This is a genomic window from Gimesia chilikensis, assembly GCF_008329715.1.
GTDB lineage: Bacteria > Planctomycetota > Planctomycetia > Planctomycetales > Planctomycetaceae > Gimesia > Gimesia chilikensis.
In genome coordinates this window covers 24,788-40,800 of record NZ_VTSR01000014.1, presented here as the reverse complement: position 1 = coordinate 40,800, position 16,013 = coordinate 24,788, and the positions used below count along the sequence as shown (strand labels likewise).

Genomic DNA, 16,013 nt, shown 5'->3' with positions numbered 1-16,013 from the left:
CAGACGAATTTCTGATTCAACCTGGTAACCTGATATATGAATCAGAGTACCGAAGATTGAAATCATCATACTCTAACGTTCTTAAGTATAACAGTATGTTATTCACGTTTTGCGTCTTCCTGTTTAAATATTAGAGTCTAGAACCATGCTCGTGAACAGCCCCTTCAGCGAAAAACCGGCGATCCTCGGCGGCATTCCCTGTCTGCCTGCAGGTCCACCAGCCTGGCCTTTCCCGAGCGCAGCCACCACCCAGGTATTACAGGAGGCCCAGAAGACAGGCCTCTGGGGGAAATACCATGGCCCCTGGACGAAAGAACTGCAGCAGCGCCTGTGTGAGCTTCATCAAAAAGAGGAGGCCCTGCTCTGCTCCAGTGGTACTGTCGCCATCGAACTCGCGTTACGAGGGCTGAATGTCGGGCCGGGAGATGAAGTCATTCTCGCCGCTTATGACTTTGAAGGGAATTTCAAAAATATCCTGACGGTAGACGCGACACCAATGCTGGTCGACGTCGATCGCTGCAACGGCAACCTCGATATCGAACTGGTAGAACAGGCGATCACACCTGCCACACGCTGCATCCTGGTCTCACACCTGCATGGCGGATTAGTCCCCATGCAGTCTCTGACAGCGATCGCTGCTGCCCGAGGCATCCCTGTGATTGAAGATGCCTGCCAAGTCCCGGGAGCAATGATTGATGGCCGCACAGCGGGTAGCTGGGGCGAGATTGGGACTCTCAGTTTCGGAGGCAGTAAATTATTGACCGCAGGGCGAGGGGGAGCTGTAATGACTTCCTCACCACAGATCGCCCAACGGATCCGACTCTATTCCTATCGGGGCAATGACGCCTATCCGCTCTCTGAACTGCAGGCCGGCCTCTTAATTCCTCAGTTGGACCAGCTGCCCTCACAAAATCAGTTACGCCAGGATAACGTGACACACCTCATCAGAAAGCTGGGCAGCGACTCAGGACTGACCAGCTTTGAGAACCACAGGCTCAATTCTGCGCATGCTTCACAGCCAGGATATTACAAGCTGGGGCTCTGGTATGACTCAGAGCGATTTGAGGGCCTCCCACGCGAGCTGTTCTGCCTCGCAATGCAGGCCGAGGGAATTGCCCTGTTTCCAGGCTTCAGGGCTCTGCACGCGATCCACAGCCGTCGACGCTACCTGCAGGCCGACGAACTCTCTGTCGCTTCTGACTGCGATCAACAAATGGTAGTTCTACACCATCCCATCCTGCTCTCTGAAGCAGAGACCATGACGCATATCGCAGAAGCGGTTCGACGGATTCAGATCCATGCAGCCGAAATCAGACAACAAACCACCCCGGAGATCCAAGAGGCAGTGCGCAAAAAAAACAGCGACCATTCTTTCGAATGATCGCTGTTTTTCAAATCTGACCCCAAGGGGATTTGAACCCCTGTTTTCGGGATGAAAACCCGATGTCCTGGGCCTAACTAGACGATGGGGCCGACGAGATTAGTAATCTAAGCTTTCCATCGGATAAGTCAAGCGGACGGCGTTAATAGAATTCAGGTTCTCTGAAAAAAAACGGGAATACGCCAGTTGGATGGAATCGGGCTGAAATCAGTCGCTAAAAAAAGCCGCTGTGAAGCGGCCTTCTAGTATTCATAGATGCACAGCAGAATTATTGCAGTAACTCGGAAGGATCATTCTCAGATCCTGAAGCCGAATTCTGTTCGTTCTGAATTGCTTCGTAAACTTCGCTACGATGAATGGGTACTTCGCGGGGCGCTTCAATCCCCAGACGCACTTTGTCGCCGCGAATTTCAACAATCGTAATCACGATGTTTTCATCGATTACGATCTTTTCATTTTTCTTGCGAGATAAAACTAACATGCCATCTTCTCTCTCAGGATGACTGATCATCCTACGTAAATCCTGACGTAGTGTGCCGCGAAATAAAGGGACACTACAACGATCCATCAGTAGTCGCACTGAGATCAATTAACGTTGAGATTTTACATGCCCACATTTATACCGTCAAGAGGCTGGCGCGCGGGATGAGCGCACAGGCCGTCCGATGTGAGCCCTTCAAAAGAGGCAGTAGAGAAAATGAGGCGTTACACTGCAGGCGCAACATGTACTATAAAATACACTTACAGCAAGAGTTTCCCCTTCCGACGGTAATCGGAAAGACTTTACAAAAAACGCTTTAATTTCGAAGAAATTTTGCTTTTTTTGAGTTTTTGACCTGAATCGGGCTTTTTCTCGAGAAAACCTGATGAGGTATTCCAGAGCAACGACAGGCGGTTCAGTTCAAAGCGAGTAGAGGAAACTACTACCCGAATTCAAATTTGATGCAGCTTCTACGAAGAGAAGCTGCATCGGAATGAATTCGTTCATCCTGCAATCAGACGCAGGAGACTAGACCATCTCTTTGAGTGCTTTGAGAGGTCGAACCTTGACGACGTTGCGAGCAGGCTTTGCAGCAACCTGCATCATTTCGCCAGGCTTGAATGGATTGGGACGGGTGGTGGCTTTGGTAGCCGGCTTACGCTGAACCTGAATCTTCAGCAGACCAGGTACGTTGAAGACACCAGGACCACGCTTGCCAAGGTTCTTGGCAATCAGTGTGCTTAATTCATCAAGAACAGCGGTAACTTCTTTCTTAGTGAGTCCAGAACCTTCAGCTAGTGCATTGAGGATCTCTGTTTTGGTAAGTGGCTTATCTTTCGTAGCCTTTGCTGCCATTGTGAACTCCTGATACTGGTAAATGAAAATGAAAGAAGTGGACTACCACCTCGTCATAGTGTGTTGTCATATCCGTGTTGTGGTCAGGCAAAAAACGTTGTTTTCCCCTAGAACCAAGCGTAAGTAAAGTATTTGTAAATCCAAAAGTCAATGTGTTTGCCCCTGTTTTTCAGGAGTTTTTGTTATTTACGCCGAAAAAAAAACTTTTCCTGTGTCATTTTTCAGACGCTGTGAGATAATAAATTCCTGGTATTTCTCACCAGAAGATCCAGATTCAACCCACACTACTATTGACGAATGAGAGTGAATTCACACACCACTTTTTAACAGGACCGTTATCGCGAAAAAAATTACCGCCGTATAGTTCCATTCACAAAGCAGGCCCGACGGAATCGGGGACACTGAATTAAGGAGTCTCCACTACTATGGCAACACACGAACCGCGCTTGGACATGACCTCTTCGATTGTCAATCATATCCTGGTCGTTGAAGACGATCCGGATACGGCGTTCTTCATCAAAACTCTACTGGAAGAACATCACTATCATGTCACCCTGGCTAAAGATGGTGGCCAGGCTCATTCATCTTTCTCAATGCACAAACCTGATTTTGTCATCCTGGACCTGATCATGCCCCAGGAGAGCGGGTTTGAAATCTGCGAGCATATGAAGCAGCGGGAAAGCGAAGTCCCGATTCTGATTCTGACAGCCATCGATTTACCAGAGTCCCGTGAACTGGCTGCACGCGTTGGTGCGAACGGGTACCTGCTCAAACCCTTTGATCCCGACGAACTCCTGGAACTGATCCGGGAAATCGCAGACGACGCCTGGGAAGAAGGACACCTCACCGATCATCGAGAACAGCAGGAAGAACGCATACAGTTTTCCTGTGGCTGCGGCAAGAAATTGAAAGTCCGCAGCAAACACCGGGGCCGCACGATGACCTGCCCCGCCTGTAACGACGCTTTAATTGTCCCACTGCATGATTGATCCACTTCTGAAAAACCAAACAACGAGGAAAACATGACCTGATCCAGTCTCTTCATTTCTGTGCCGTACGAACCAGTGCGATACGAAGTTATTCAAACCAGCCTGCCACTTTAAAGTCTGTTGAAATCGACCATCATTGTTCACAGCACGAATCACATCTTCCTGATGTAAGGCCCGCCAGACATGCCCAAATTCATCATAAAAACAGGTAAATACCAGGGGAAAACGCTCAAACTCCCTCCAAGAGAGGTCACACTTGGACGCGACCCCGAATGCGAAATTCGCATCCCCGATCCAGATGTCAGCCGAAAGCATTGTCAGTTTTCGATACGGGAAGGCACACTCTACGTCGTTGATCTGAAGAGTCGTAATGGCACCTATGTCAACGACCGGGTAATTCAGACAGAGACCCCGCTGCAACCGGGAGATCAATTGCGCGTCGGACCAATGCTGCTTGAGCTGGCCGGCGCCCGGAAAGCCATTTCGAAGCCTGCTAACCTCAGTCCCGACCAGGCGGCTCCCCTGTCCGATGATGACATTTCCACCTGGCTTTCTGAAGAAACTCCGGAAGGGGAACCTGGCGAATCGATTGGCGATACCACCATTATCTCAACATCACAGCTACCTCAGCCGGAAGCACCTGTTCCAAAGGCAAAGAAGGAGTTTCACTCGATTGCCGAAGAAGCGGCCGAAATCATTCGGCAGCACTGGGCAAAAGTGGCCCGGCAGAAGCAGGAAAAGCAGTGATCCTTCTCTTTGCCGCGTCTCCGTTATACAATCGCGGCATCGTATTTTGTTGTGTTTCGTGTGAATCACTAGATTCACGCTCGATTTATTGAAATGTCATTACCGTGCGTATCATTGCTGGCAAATATCGTCGACGTAAATTACAGGCTAACCCCGGTCAGACCACCCGTCCCATTACCGATTTCGTCAAGGAAGTCCTTTTCGAATGGCTCGGAGATTCAGTCAAAGACAAGCGAGTGGCGGATATTTACGCCGGAACCGGATCGCTGGGACTGGAAGCACTCAGTCGCGGCGCGACCAGCGCCGTGTTCATCGAACAGGACCGGAAGGCTCACGAGCTGCTGAAACAGAATGTGGCGCACGTCGGCGTTGAAGCAGACTCCCTCTGCTGGAAGACCAACGCCCTGCTCTCGTCGTTCCGTCCCAAAAATGTGCCAGACTTCGTCCCCTTCGACCTGATCTTCTTCGATCCCCCTTACAAAATGATCGATGATCTCAAGCCCGGCTCCCGGCTGTATGAATCAATGCAGCGACTGGCCCGCGACAACGTTTCCAGCCCCGACTGTCGTCTGCTACTCCGCACGCCCCGCGACGCTGAGTTCGAGGCACCTCCGGAATGGCAGCAATACGACCTGCTGCAGAAGTCGAGCATGGATATCTACTTCCTGAAAAAGCAGGAACCATCGGCGTAGCTCCTGCCCCAAATAGCGATCTGCAAGGCCCTGCCCCGACGACACGGTGATCATTGCAAAGTCATTCTGAACAGAGACTTACGTCTCAAAAGACTGTTCAGACTGCGCCCGTTTGACCACATGCGACAGATGGGGCTTTGACTCTTTCCCTTCCTGCAACAGCGGATGTTTCTCAGTCGCTTTCTGCTCTCGTTTCTGAGAGTTCACAATCAGTGTTCCCAAGGGGCCAGCCAGCAGTGCGGGCAGGAAGATGATGTCGGCCAGCAGTGCTGCGGTGATCAACGCACACATGAGGATGCCGAAGCGACTAACGAGCAGCAATTCTGCCGGATAGAGCATCGCCAGGCTGATCGCCACCACGGCACTGGTCTGCCACATCGCAGGGCCACAGTGCCCCAAAGCTGCAGCCACCGCTTCACTCTTGGATTTGCCTTCTTCGATTCCGATTTTGAACCAGGTCAGCAGATGCAGAGTGCCGTCCACAGCGATCCCCAGTGCGACGGATGCGGTAATCATCGTTCCAATATCCACAGCCACGTGCATCCAGGACAACAGCCCGAAAATCACACCAATGGGCATCAGGTTCGGTAACATCGTAATCAGACCTGCTGTTGGACTCCGCAGCAGCACCATCATCACCACGGCGATGACAGCGAAGGCCAGCCCAAAGCTTTTGATCAAGCTCTCCAATACAGCCTGCTGGGTGCGCAGAAACAGGGGAATCGTTCCGGTTACCAGATGCGTCGTCCCGGCATGATCGCGTAAGACAGACTGCGTTACCTGGTTCAATTCATTTGTTAGATCCGCATAGTTGAGATCGGTCATAATGGCAACCTGTGCAGTGATCCGCCACATTTCGTCGCCCTTCTGAATGTCGACCATTCGTGCGCCGTTTGCGGTTTCCTGCTCCAGATCCGCAGTGTGGTCGGCAATATTCAGAAATGATTTTACGGTATCCCCTTCCAGGTTTACTTCGCCTGATTTTTCCTTTTTCAGGCTCTCGCGAACGCGGCGTTCGGTCTCGTTCACTCGTTTGGCATGACGCAGCTTCTGGAAGGTACTCGCATCTTTGGGCAGCGGTTCAGAGACGGGACGAAAATCAGCCAGCGAGATCGTACCGCTGATCTCGGGATGCTCGGCGATCTTCCGTTCGATGTTTCGAACCAGTTCGACACGTTCTTCAAAGTTCAGATCTTCCTGTGCTTTTTCATCGAAACAGATCACGGTATCGACGGGGGTGATACCCGACAGATTCTCTTCCAGGAACAGGTAGTCCTGAATCACACGGGAAGAGTCGGGGAAATACCGGATCACTTTGGTCTCGGTCCGGAACCATTTGAACCCGTAACAGGCGGCAACAAAAATCGCCAGGCAGGTGAATGACACCAGCCACTGATGCCGTGATAACCCCCGCCCGAATGCCTGCCAGTGTCGGGTATCGATCTCGGAAGCTTTCGGCGGCTTAGCCGGCCATAACTGGAGTAACGATGGCAGACCGTAGAGCACCATCAGCAGGGAAACCACACAGCCGATCGAAGCGTAGAGGCCAAAATCGCGAACTGGTGATAGCGGGCTGGTCAGCAATGAAGCCAGACCAATGGCTGTTGTCAGACTTGCCATCATACAGGGAGCCCGTGCCATCTCTACCGCTTTGACGACAGCGGTTTTCATATCTACATGGGCGGCGTGCTTCCAGTAATTCGCAACGTGAATCGACCCGGACAGCGTTAGTACGGTCAATAGTGTCGGCATAACGACCAGCACCATATTCATCGTGCCGCCCGTCATGGGAATGATGGAAACTGCCACAAAAGTCGTGTAATAGGAGACCAGCAGCACCAGGCAGGCCAGGCGCACACTCCGCAGCATCAGGAATGCCAGGGCAATTCCGATCAGTCCGGAGAACAGCGTCACCGAGCGTTTATGGAACTGCCACAGAGGATACGCCGTGTTCCAGGAGGACTCTTTTACCATCCGGTTCAGAGCAGCCCCCGCAACCGGGCGTCCCCCCATGTGGAGGTTTTCTTCTGGAATACCTGCGTCAACGGCAGCGGTTTTAATGGCTGCAACTGCCGAGGCATGGTCGGCATCGCCTGTATCGGAGAGTGAAATCGCCACTGCGATGGGAGTACCTATCGCGAAAAAACAGTCCTCGATAAGCTTAGGTTCTTCACCTGGCTGATCGCTTTTCGCTTCCTGGTCCGCAGCAGTCGAAGCCCCCGCCAGGATCTCGGGACGCCTTAAAGACAGAGCGATTTCTTTGATCTGGTCGGCCTGTTTTGAATGAGCCTGCATCCGCGGCCAGATTAACTGAAAATCGTGTTCGGGGATCGCCTCGACCAGCGCCTTGAAATCGACCTGATCTTCGTCAGGCTCTTCCACCGGTGCATCAGTTACGCTGCCTTCTTCCGTCTCATCAACCATTTCAACCCAGGGAGTGAAAGCGGGTTTGACAGTCAGATCGATGCCCAGTTCGCGTTTGGTGGTTGCTATCAGTTCCTGAATCGTCTGTTCTCGTCTTTTTTTACCGGCGGGGCTCAAACGCACCTTAAGCATCCCGGTCCCGATCAGAACCCCCTTCAGGCGACGCTCTGCTTCATCAGGGTCGATGTGGTAATCCACCATCTTCTGAATCGCATCCTGGGGAGTTGCGACGTCCAGAATGTAGGGTGAACCACCCCGACGAACGCCTTTGGCATCTTTCTGCCCCAGCAGTGACAGCTTCAGACGATCGGCGCGCAAGTCCGTCAGTGAGCTGCCATCCCAGGAGACCAGCACGCGATCTTCAATACCGAAGCTGTCACGATGCCACTGCAGAACTTTCGATTGTGGATCATCGGGGGGAAGCCAGTTCTCAACGTTGTTTTCCTGGCGGATCTCCCGCAACACTCCGAACAGCACCGGAGTGACGAAGATCATCAGAACCACAACCCACAAAGATAGACTGTGTCCCCATGGATCGCGTTTTTCAAAAAACGAAGCCATTACTTAATCCATTAGCCGAGTAGGCTTTATCAATAACATGAACTCGCGTTCGAAAATCAGGGAACTGCGAAATTCATATTGAAAACGGTTTGATCCAAAATATCTCAACAACTGAGTCGGACTTGAGCTTTCTTCTCTGAAAAACAGGAAAATGCTCAAACCAGATCTCATGAATTGTCACGGTTTCGCTAAATGAATCAATCTCGAATGCATAAAAAATAGAAATGCCCGCTTCCGCTGCTTGATTTGAATTGCGTTGTTCCGGTCAACGCATGTCGGTATTTTTCGTCGCCGCGTCTGGTTAAACTTGTCGCAGCACAGGCAACATCTGTGATTATCGTAAAGATCCTGCGCATGATAGCAGTTTTGACGATTATAGCAGCAGGAATTTGCCCTCTGGGAGCCGCTTCTCCCTTAAAAAGTGGAAAAATACAGCTTCAAGAGAGCGCTGGCGTCCCTGATATTCACAGCGCGCAGGGCGCCCCATGTGAACACAAGGTCATACAAAAGCACCGAAAATCAGACTGTTATTCGGCTGTTTCCGGGTCAAAGCCTTTGAGCAGTTCTTCGTCCCACTCGTCCTGTAATGGCCAGTCGATCGCACAGGTGCCGAAGTCTGCCATGTGCAGATATGTGTTCAGACGATCAATGGTCGATTGCAGCAGTTCCCGTTTATTGCGGAAAATAGGACCGTGACTGGGGAGCAGCCATTTCGCATCGCAGTCACGAATCCGTTCCAGGGACGCGATGAAATCGGGAATATCCGAACCGTGGTGGGCGTCAATGTGACCGACACAGCCATCGCGGTAGATGTTATCCCCGGAAAACAGCAGATCGCCAAACCGGAATGCCAGCTGTCCGTCGGTATGCCCGGGGGTGTGCCAGACTTCCAGTTTAATGTCGCCCCCGAGATCAATCACATCGCCTTCATTGACTTCCCGATCAACCTTGCAAGCAGGCATATCGATAGAAATACCCTGGGCGCTGATCTCGGCATAAGTGCTGATCCGATCCCCTTCTTCCAGTGGTTTGGCTGCACTGGGATGCGCGACGACCTGGGCATTGGGCAGGAGTTCTTTCGCTTTACTCAACCCCTGAATGTGGTCGACATCTGCGTGGGTGGCAATCAGATATTTGCAGTTTGCCAGCGGGAAATCCATCTGCCGGATCATTTCGATGATTTCGGAAACGGTATCTTCGTAACCGATATCGATCAGTAACCACTCATTCTGGTCGTTGAATACCAGATAGACACAACACCCCAAACGCTGTCTGGCCTGATAATTGATTTCGATCACGTGGGGAAATACTTCGCGTCGGGGCAACATACCCGTAAGCTCCTCGTAGTTTTAAGCGCGGCGGTTGTTTTGAGATTCGGAACGGAAAGACCGGTCAGGCACTGGTTACAGAAATTGAACATCCAGCAGACAGAAAGTCCTGTAAATCCAGTCTTTGCACTGCCGTCATTCTAAGCGGGGGAATTCACCGAAACAACCAATATCAAAGCAGATGTAGGGGTATATGTCTGATTTCATATACAAAACCGCTGCGTTTTCGATTCACATCGACAGCCGCAGAACCGATTTACAGCTTCCAGTACCTAGGAAGCCCCTTCCGGGTTTCGATCAGGATCTCCAGAATCGCCCTGCGGTCCTCGACACTGAGATGCGCGTACTCTTTACTCTGGTTCTTACCGGTCAGCACTTCCCACAACTGACGATATACCACTTCCAGAACCGGTTTAGGCAGGCTTTCGAACGACTCGCTGTAGATCAGGTAGCTGCAGGGATACTTGAACAATCGCCGCTTCAGATCAAAGTCGCGTAACGAACGCCCCTGGCTGTCTCGCGGGCCTGCTTTGGAAAACTCAGCCTGGAAACCAGAGATTCCCTGAATCTGATCTTCCAGCTGCAGTTCGTCTGCAAACAGCATGTAGTCCACGAGCCGTTTTGCGGAGCTCTCGTAGCGTCGCTTTGTGCTGTCACTCTGAAACGCTGCTTCCCGTTCCAACATGCGGTTCATCACCTGCGAGTCCCGATCGGTAATCCTGCCTTCAAACTGCGCCCGTGTGATCAGGTTATGCATCTTGGCCTGATGTTCCAGAACCATCAACGAGACAATATCACTGTAAGGCGTCAGATAAGGGTCGGTGTCGAACCAGCGTTCCAGGTCGTCGGCGTTCGCTCCACGATCGCGATTCAGATTCCGCGCACTATCTCCCTGTCGGAAGATCAGGTTTCCCATGTGACGCATTTTTCCGTGCGTTCCTGAGACGTACCAGCCCCCCCAGCGTTCTTCGAAGGGACTGCTGTGGTCGCTACGATAAGTTCCCTCACGGAACACAGGCATTCCATCCGGCCCCGGATAGACCGACCGCATGATATGTCCCGGCACTCCCTGCGTCATGGAACCGGCATGGCACTGCGTGCATTCAAACGTCTTCCGGACAAACTGTGGACGCGATGCTTCGAACTGTGACAGCGTGTAAAAAACGGTTCCCAGTTCTGGATCGCTCGCCGAAACCTCCAGCACGGAGCCCCCCTGTACGAAGCCGAGGTACAGATCGTCATTGTAATACAACGCACGTGGCGATAAAGGATCGATGCGTTTGACCTGCAGACTGGTCTTGGAAAAGACCAGCACCTGCGAAGAAACTGGAATCTTCAACGCATCCAGTACCGCAGGCAGATAGCCGCGGCCCTCTTTCCGATCAAATGTCAGTTTGGCCTCGCCTGCATCCAGTTTTTTCTGAAAGCGGGAGATCGCATTAGCGGGAGTGGCCTGGTTATAGTTAATCGGTGCCTCTTCGAAATTGACCTGAGCCGATGCGGATCTGGTCCCCACCAGACCAATGGCAGCCAGGCAGACGATCACCCAGCACAAACTGAGTTTGAGAGGCGACAGATTCTTCGACTTCGGGAACACGTTCATCGGTGGAGCACTTCTTTCAACGGGCGGGACGTTACCAGAGTCAGATGATCCGAACTCTGATTTGAGGTTTGAGGCAGGTATCCGGACTCAATATCGGATATTGATATCCATTTTAATTACTAATTATCCCCTGTCAACATACTTTTCAGACTGGTCTTCTCATTTTAAACTGATTCAACAGTAAAAACAGCACCTTCTTACCTGAAAACAGCGACACGATTAGAAAACTAACAGCATGAAAATCACCAGATCCCCTGTCGTACTGCTCCTGATCTTTCTCATCCACATTCCGGTCTCCACCAGAAGCAGCCTTGAAGCCGCTGAACCAGCCCTCCGCATCATGCTGATCGGCGATTCAACAGTCTCAGATTATCATAAACGTCCCAAAGACAAACCAGACCTCACCGGCTGGGGACAGGTCTTCGGCGAATATTTCAACGATGATGTGACCATTCTGAACCGGGCTCTCTCCGGTCGCAGTTCCAGCAGCTTCATTCGCGAAGGACGCTGGAAAGATGCACTCGAAGAAAAAGCGGATTACCTCTTCATCCAGTTCGGCCACAACGACTGTCCCGGCAAAGGTGATCGTGAAACTGATCCCGCAACGACCTATCAGGACTATCTCAAAAAATATATCGATGAAGCCCGCGCCGCAGGCATGCAGCCGGTGCTGGTTACTCCCATGACACGTCGCGTATTTGAAAACGGAAAGATCAGAACCATTCTCCGTCCTTACGCCGAAGCCATGCTCAAAGTTGGTCGAGAAAAAAATGTGCCCGTCATCGACCTGCACCAGAAAAGCGTCACCCTGTTCAACCAGTTGGGAAATGCAGGCAGTGCATACTTCAGCCCCAGCAAGGATGACCGCACTCATTTCTCAGGGAAAGGCGCGAGAGAGATCGCCCGGCTTGTTGTGGAAGAGATTCCAGCCAAAGTCCCCAGCCTGAAACCATACCTCAAGCAGCCGGCTCCCTGATCGCCGTGAAGCAGCTTCAGCCACCTTATGGTATCACTGCGTCTCTTTGAATCGGGGACCATTCTGCTTGAAGAACTCCAGCCAGCGGGCCATGATGGCATCACTTATCGTGGTCCCCTGCTGGTATTCCTGCAGGCTCTGACCCCAATAAAAGCCGATCCAGCCCTCCGCATATTTCCGCGACTCGAGCATAAACCGTTCAAATTCCTCGGGGGAACTCTTCAGCGGAAACGTTTCTTCAATCACCAGTGGTTTACCGATATCGAAGCCTTTGAGCGTCTCGATCGCCTCGTCCACTTTGCCTTTCTCAGGATAGAGGTGTACACAGATGAAATCCAGATGCGCGCTCACTTTCTCAGGCACAAAACCAGACTGCAGCCCTTTTCGTTCCAGACTCCACGGAACCATGCCGACCGTGATCAGGTGCTTTGAATCCTGTTCGCGAATTGCTTGCGCGAGCGTTTTGATCCAGGCTGCCGCAATCTCCGGACGCGTCCGCTCATCCGGGCTGAGCGTAATCCGCTGCACGAAATGCTTGCCTGCAAACCCGGGTCCCAGCCAGTCGGTCCCTTTTTTCTTTCCGCCGTGCACCACGGGTTCATTCATCAGATCGTAACAGAAAATGGCCGGACTCCCCGCACACCGCTTCGCGACTGCTGACCAGAAATGTGTCTGAGCTTCCCAGCGGCGTTCATCACTGAGTGCATCGTACCAGCCGGGAACATCCTGTTTGTGATAACAGCCCAGGCCAGTCAGATCGAGATAGAGTCCTGTCTGCTCCGCGAGCTTCACGAGATCACCCAGTTTCTTGAGGGCCGCTTCGCGTGGCTGATCGGGGGCCGACATAAACTTGCCGAACTGAATGTGAATCCGTACTACATTCGCCCCGAGCGCTTTCATCTCGGCAAAGTCGGCTTCAATCTCCTCCCACTCTTTGTCCCAGTAATCTTCCAGCAGGCGGCTTTTCCGATCGTGATCGTAATTGAAGCCCCAGGGAACGAAGCGTTGCTGAGACTCTGCGGTCACGAACGATTTACCATCCGCGCTGACCTGAATCCATTCCAGCCCAGCAGCCTCTAGACAAGTAGAGAATAAGAGACAAACAACAACAGCCAGCGAGCGCATGCACATAATTCAACTCCAGAAACAGGAGTAAGGGAAAAGGACTACTATGAATCATTGTAAAAGCTGCCGTTGGAATAATTCAACAACTCCTCTCCCAGGTTGTCCGCTCTGCTATTGAGTAAGCCTTGCATTGTGCGTATCGTGAAAGGACTTACCAGATCTCATCCAACCAGAGGTTCCCCATGAAAATTCGCAGCCTGCTCTGTCTTGTATTAAGCCTGTTGACTATCGGCCCGGTGTCACTTACCGCAGACGACACTAAACCACTCACTTATGAAGTCGACCTGAGAACTGTGCGGGAAGGCTTTGATGGTAAGACCTGCTGGGTACAGGCCCGTGCGGGTGCGATTCCCCAGTCGGGCGAATTTCCGGCAACTGTTGTCCTCACCATGCAGAAGCTGCTCCTGACCGGTTCGGACGTGTTCTATGCCCTGAATGAAATGCGGACCACTGATGGCAAAAACTGGATTGGCCCCATCAAACACGAGACCCTGGCCCGTCGCCGGCTGTCTGACACGCGTGAGATCGCCATCTGCGATTTTACTCCCGGCTGGCACGCGAAGACCAAAAAACTGTTAGGGACCGGACACTCGGTCCGCTACGAAAACAATAAAGTCATGCACGTCCGCAAGCGAAGTGTCGCTTACTCGGTTTACAACCAACAGGACCATACCTGGTCTGACTGGACAACGATGAGCATGCCCGATGAACCGCGTTTTGAAAACTGCGGTGCCGGCTCCGCACAGCGCTGGGACCGTAAGGATGGCACGATCCTGCTCCCCGTTTACTTCAAACCGAAACACGAAAAACAATTCAGTACTACTGTTGTTCTCTGTGACTTTGATGGCGAGAAACTGACTTACAAAAAGCATGGCAGTACACATACGGTGCCGGTGAAGCGGGGCCTGTATGAGCCGTCCATCACGAAATTCCAGCAGAAGTATTACCTGACAATGCGGAATGATGACAAAGGTTACGTCTCCGTCAGTGATGATGGCCTGAACTATTCAGAGCCGGTCGTCTGGAAATTTGATGATGGCGAGGAACTGGGCAACTACAACACGCAGCAGCACTGGGTCACGCACAGCGACGGGCTCTTTCTGGTCTACACCCGTCGCGGTGCGAACAACGATCATGTCTTCCGGCACCGGGCGCCCCTGTTCATGGCAGAAGTCGATCCCGCAACACTCCGTGTCAATCGGAGTACCGAACGGATCATCGTCCCTGAAAAAGGAGCCCGCATGGGCAACTTCGCCGTCGTCAAGATCAGCCCCTCTGAGACCTGGGTCGTTGTTGCCGAGTGGATGCAGCCGATCGGCATCGAAAAATATGGCAGCAACAACCGGGTCTACACATCCCGGATCAAATGGTCTCGACCATCTAAAACGGAATAAACAATTCCTGAATCGCTGCTACTTTTACTTGCCCGCCACCAGTTCCCGTAACGTCTGCATCAGCACATCCTCGACTTCCGGTGCCGTACGTGAAACGCGGCCGGTTTCGTAGCCTCCCTGGGCATACGCGATCGTCGTGCCGATATAACCGGGGCCCTGATCGCCATAAGCGGCCATGCAGACGAAATCATCGGGGGCCATTTTCTGCGCTGCGAGCTGATATTCCACGAACAGTTCGCCCGGCATATGGACCACCTGGGCCGGTCCGATCTTCAGGCGGGTGATGTCAATCGTCTCTCCAGCCTGTGTCCGTTTCAGATAATCCAGATCACGGGCAGCCCGGATACGATCGGTGATCCGTCCTTTGGGATTTTTCAAAATCGTTGTGAGCTTTTCTTCGTCCAGCGTATCTCGCAGTGGAAGCAGAACCGGTTTCACACTCCAGCTGACATCCTGCGCTGTCACCGGTGTTTTTTTGGTCGACTTCCAGGCGGCTTGCATTCCGTCTGCCAGCCGCTGTGCGAGCAGAGGGCGGTTCTCCGGATCACCGTTGTTATATTTTCCAGCACCGATATTGCCTCCTGCACCATCGAAATGAATCTGCAGCGCGCCGGGCAACTGTTTTTCATGCAGTCCCCGCGCCAGGCCCACCGTGTCACAACTGATGCCGCCACGTCCGTAATAACTTTGTGGATGCGTCGCGTAATAACTGAGTACGACCACAGGCTGATCCCCATCCCACAGGCTGAGCAGACGGACATCAGGATCGATCACACCTTCCGGTGCCTTGATGGCAGCCAGATTTCGGGACGAACTGAAACGTACGATTTTCACTTTGCCATCCGGTCCCAGGATGCGACGGTTGGAAGCGAACTGCTTCACCTTCCCTTTTCCGGTTCCGACGTGGGTCACAGGGCGGGCCTGTTTCAGACTCTGCTGTGCCGCTTCGATCGTACGCTGCATCACGTCTTTCAAATATGCTTCCTGGTACATCACCCCATCCAGGCCGTTCTCTTTGAGCCGTTGATTCGCCGTGATATCGACGCCGGGTGCGTCGTGCTGATGCAGGCAGTGAACCGCACAATGGTCGGGCGATGTCCCCACCGCTGCCGCCAGTGCTTTCTTCCATTCATCCTGGGCACCGTTGTTCGCTCCCACCCAGTCCAGGGCCAGAAGGACGACCGGTTGATCTCCGCTCATCAGAATCATTCCGCGGGCACTTAACGGATCCACCACATTTTTAGCCGGCGCAATGTGCCCGTAACAGAGCGGATGCCCGATGGGGGGGGTGATGTCGATCGCAAAGGTCGCGACCTTGAGTGTCTTTTCCTTTGACTGTTTTGGGGAATCTTCTGCGAAGACAGGGACTACCAACAATAACAGAGTACAGAGACTGAGGACGATCATACGGGGCAGGGACTTTGCGGACATCGGTTGACTTTCCTGAGAATTTGGGT

At 52.4% G+C, this 16,013-nt stretch carries 13 protein-coding genes and 1 tRNA gene; 6 read left to right on the top strand and 8 right to left on the bottom strand.

Annotated features, from left to right (window positions below; genetic code table 11):
* Nucleotides 1-145: 145 nt before the first annotated feature.
* Nucleotides 146-1,381, top strand: coding sequence for an aminotransferase class V-fold PLP-dependent enzyme (locus FYZ48_RS18490; protein ID WP_149343040.1), 1,236 nt, complete (start codon nt 146-148; stop codon nt 1,379-1,381).
* 17 nt (nt 1,382-1,398) lie between these two features.
* Here FYZ48_RS18490 and FYZ48_RS18485 read toward each other — a convergent pair.
* The 3 genes from FYZ48_RS18485 to FYZ48_RS18475 all read right to left on the bottom strand — a co-directional run bounded on the left by FYZ48_RS18485 (nt 1,399) and on the right by FYZ48_RS18475 (nt 2,717).
* Nucleotides 1,399-1,473 (bottom strand) — tRNA-Glu (locus tag FYZ48_RS18485).
* Nucleotides 1,474-1,649: 176 nt separating this feature from the next.
* Complete coding sequence (gene csrA / locus FYZ48_RS18480) at nt 1,650-1,862, bottom strand: carbon storage regulator CsrA (protein WP_149343038.1); 213 nt, start codon at nt 1,860-1,862, stop codon at nt 1,650-1,652.
* A gap of 528 nt (nt 1,863-2,390) precedes the next feature.
* Nucleotides 2,391-2,717, bottom strand: a complete 327-nt coding sequence (locus FYZ48_RS18475) for an HU family DNA-binding protein (RefSeq protein WP_145036452.1) — start codon at nt 2,715-2,717, stop codon at nt 2,391-2,393.
* Nucleotides 2,718-3,142: 425 nt separating this feature from the next.
* On the opposite strand from FYZ48_RS18475, the gene FYZ48_RS18470 reads away from it, so the two are divergent.
* The 3 genes from FYZ48_RS18470 to rsmD all read left to right on the top strand — a co-directional run bounded on the left by FYZ48_RS18470 (nt 3,143) and on the right by rsmD (nt 5,145).
* A complete protein-coding gene (locus FYZ48_RS18470) occupies nt 3,143-3,706 on the top strand; it encodes a response regulator transcription factor (protein WP_145438753.1) in 564 nt (187 codons plus the stop codon).
* 183 nt (nt 3,707-3,889) lie between these two features.
* Entirely contained in the window at nt 3,890-4,453 is a 564-nt protein-coding gene (locus FYZ48_RS18465; RefSeq protein ID WP_149343036.1) for an FHA domain-containing protein, read from the top strand.
* A gap of 104 nt (nt 4,454-4,557) precedes the next feature.
* Complete coding sequence (rsmD, locus tag FYZ48_RS18460) at nt 4,558-5,145, top strand: 16S rRNA (guanine(966)-N(2))-methyltransferase RsmD (RefSeq protein ID WP_145036446.1); 588 nt, start codon at nt 4,558-4,560, stop codon at nt 5,143-5,145.
* 78 nt (nt 5,146-5,223) lie between these two features.
* Here the strand turns inward: rsmD and FYZ48_RS18455 are convergent, their stop codons facing one another.
* From FYZ48_RS18455 to FYZ48_RS18445, 3 genes are all read right to left on the bottom strand, one after another.
* Complete coding sequence (locus tag FYZ48_RS18455) at nt 5,224-8,130, bottom strand: efflux RND transporter permease subunit (protein ID WP_149343033.1); 2,907 nt, start codon at nt 8,128-8,130, stop codon at nt 5,224-5,226.
* Nucleotides 8,131-8,657: 527 nt separating this feature from the next.
* Nucleotides 8,658-9,458 (bottom strand): MBL fold metallo-hydrolase, encoded by an 801-nt coding sequence (locus tag FYZ48_RS18450; RefSeq protein ID WP_149343031.1) that lies wholly within the window; start codon nt 9,456-9,458, stop codon nt 8,658-8,660.
* Between the two features lie 256 nt (nt 9,459-9,714).
* The gene (locus FYZ48_RS18445; protein ID WP_242022702.1) at nt 9,715-11,061 is read right to left on the bottom strand and encodes a hypothetical protein; all 1,347 of its coding nucleotides are present in this window, start codon (nt 11,059-11,061) and stop codon (nt 9,715-9,717) included.
* A 235-nt stretch (nt 11,062-11,296) separates the two neighbouring features.
* On the opposite strand from FYZ48_RS18445, the gene FYZ48_RS18440 reads away from it, so the two are divergent.
* Entirely contained in the window at nt 11,297-12,037 is a 741-nt protein-coding gene (locus FYZ48_RS18440; RefSeq protein ID WP_149343029.1) for a rhamnogalacturonan acetylesterase, read from the top strand.
* 33 nt (nt 12,038-12,070) lie between these two features.
* Here the strand turns inward: FYZ48_RS18440 and FYZ48_RS18435 are convergent, their stop codons facing one another.
* On the bottom strand, nt 12,071-13,063 hold the full coding sequence (locus tag FYZ48_RS18435; protein ID WP_242022701.1) for a cellulase family glycosylhydrolase: 993 nt from the start codon (nt 13,061-13,063) through the stop codon (nt 12,071-12,073).
* Between the two features lie 281 nt (nt 13,064-13,344).
* Here FYZ48_RS18435 and FYZ48_RS18430 point away from each other — a divergent pair, with 281 nt between their 5' ends.
* Nucleotides 13,345-14,556, top strand: a complete 1,212-nt coding sequence (locus tag FYZ48_RS18430; protein WP_149343027.1) for a sialidase family protein — start codon at nt 13,345-13,347, stop codon at nt 14,554-14,556.
* Nucleotides 14,557-14,580: 24 nt separating this feature from the next.
* Here FYZ48_RS18430 and FYZ48_RS18425 read toward each other — a convergent pair whose 3' ends face one another.
* The gene (locus FYZ48_RS18425; RefSeq protein ID WP_149343025.1) at nt 14,581-15,987 is read right to left on the bottom strand and encodes a hypothetical protein; all 1,407 of its coding nucleotides are present in this window, start codon (nt 15,985-15,987) and stop codon (nt 14,581-14,583) included.
* Nucleotides 15,988-16,013 lie beyond the last annotated feature (26 nt).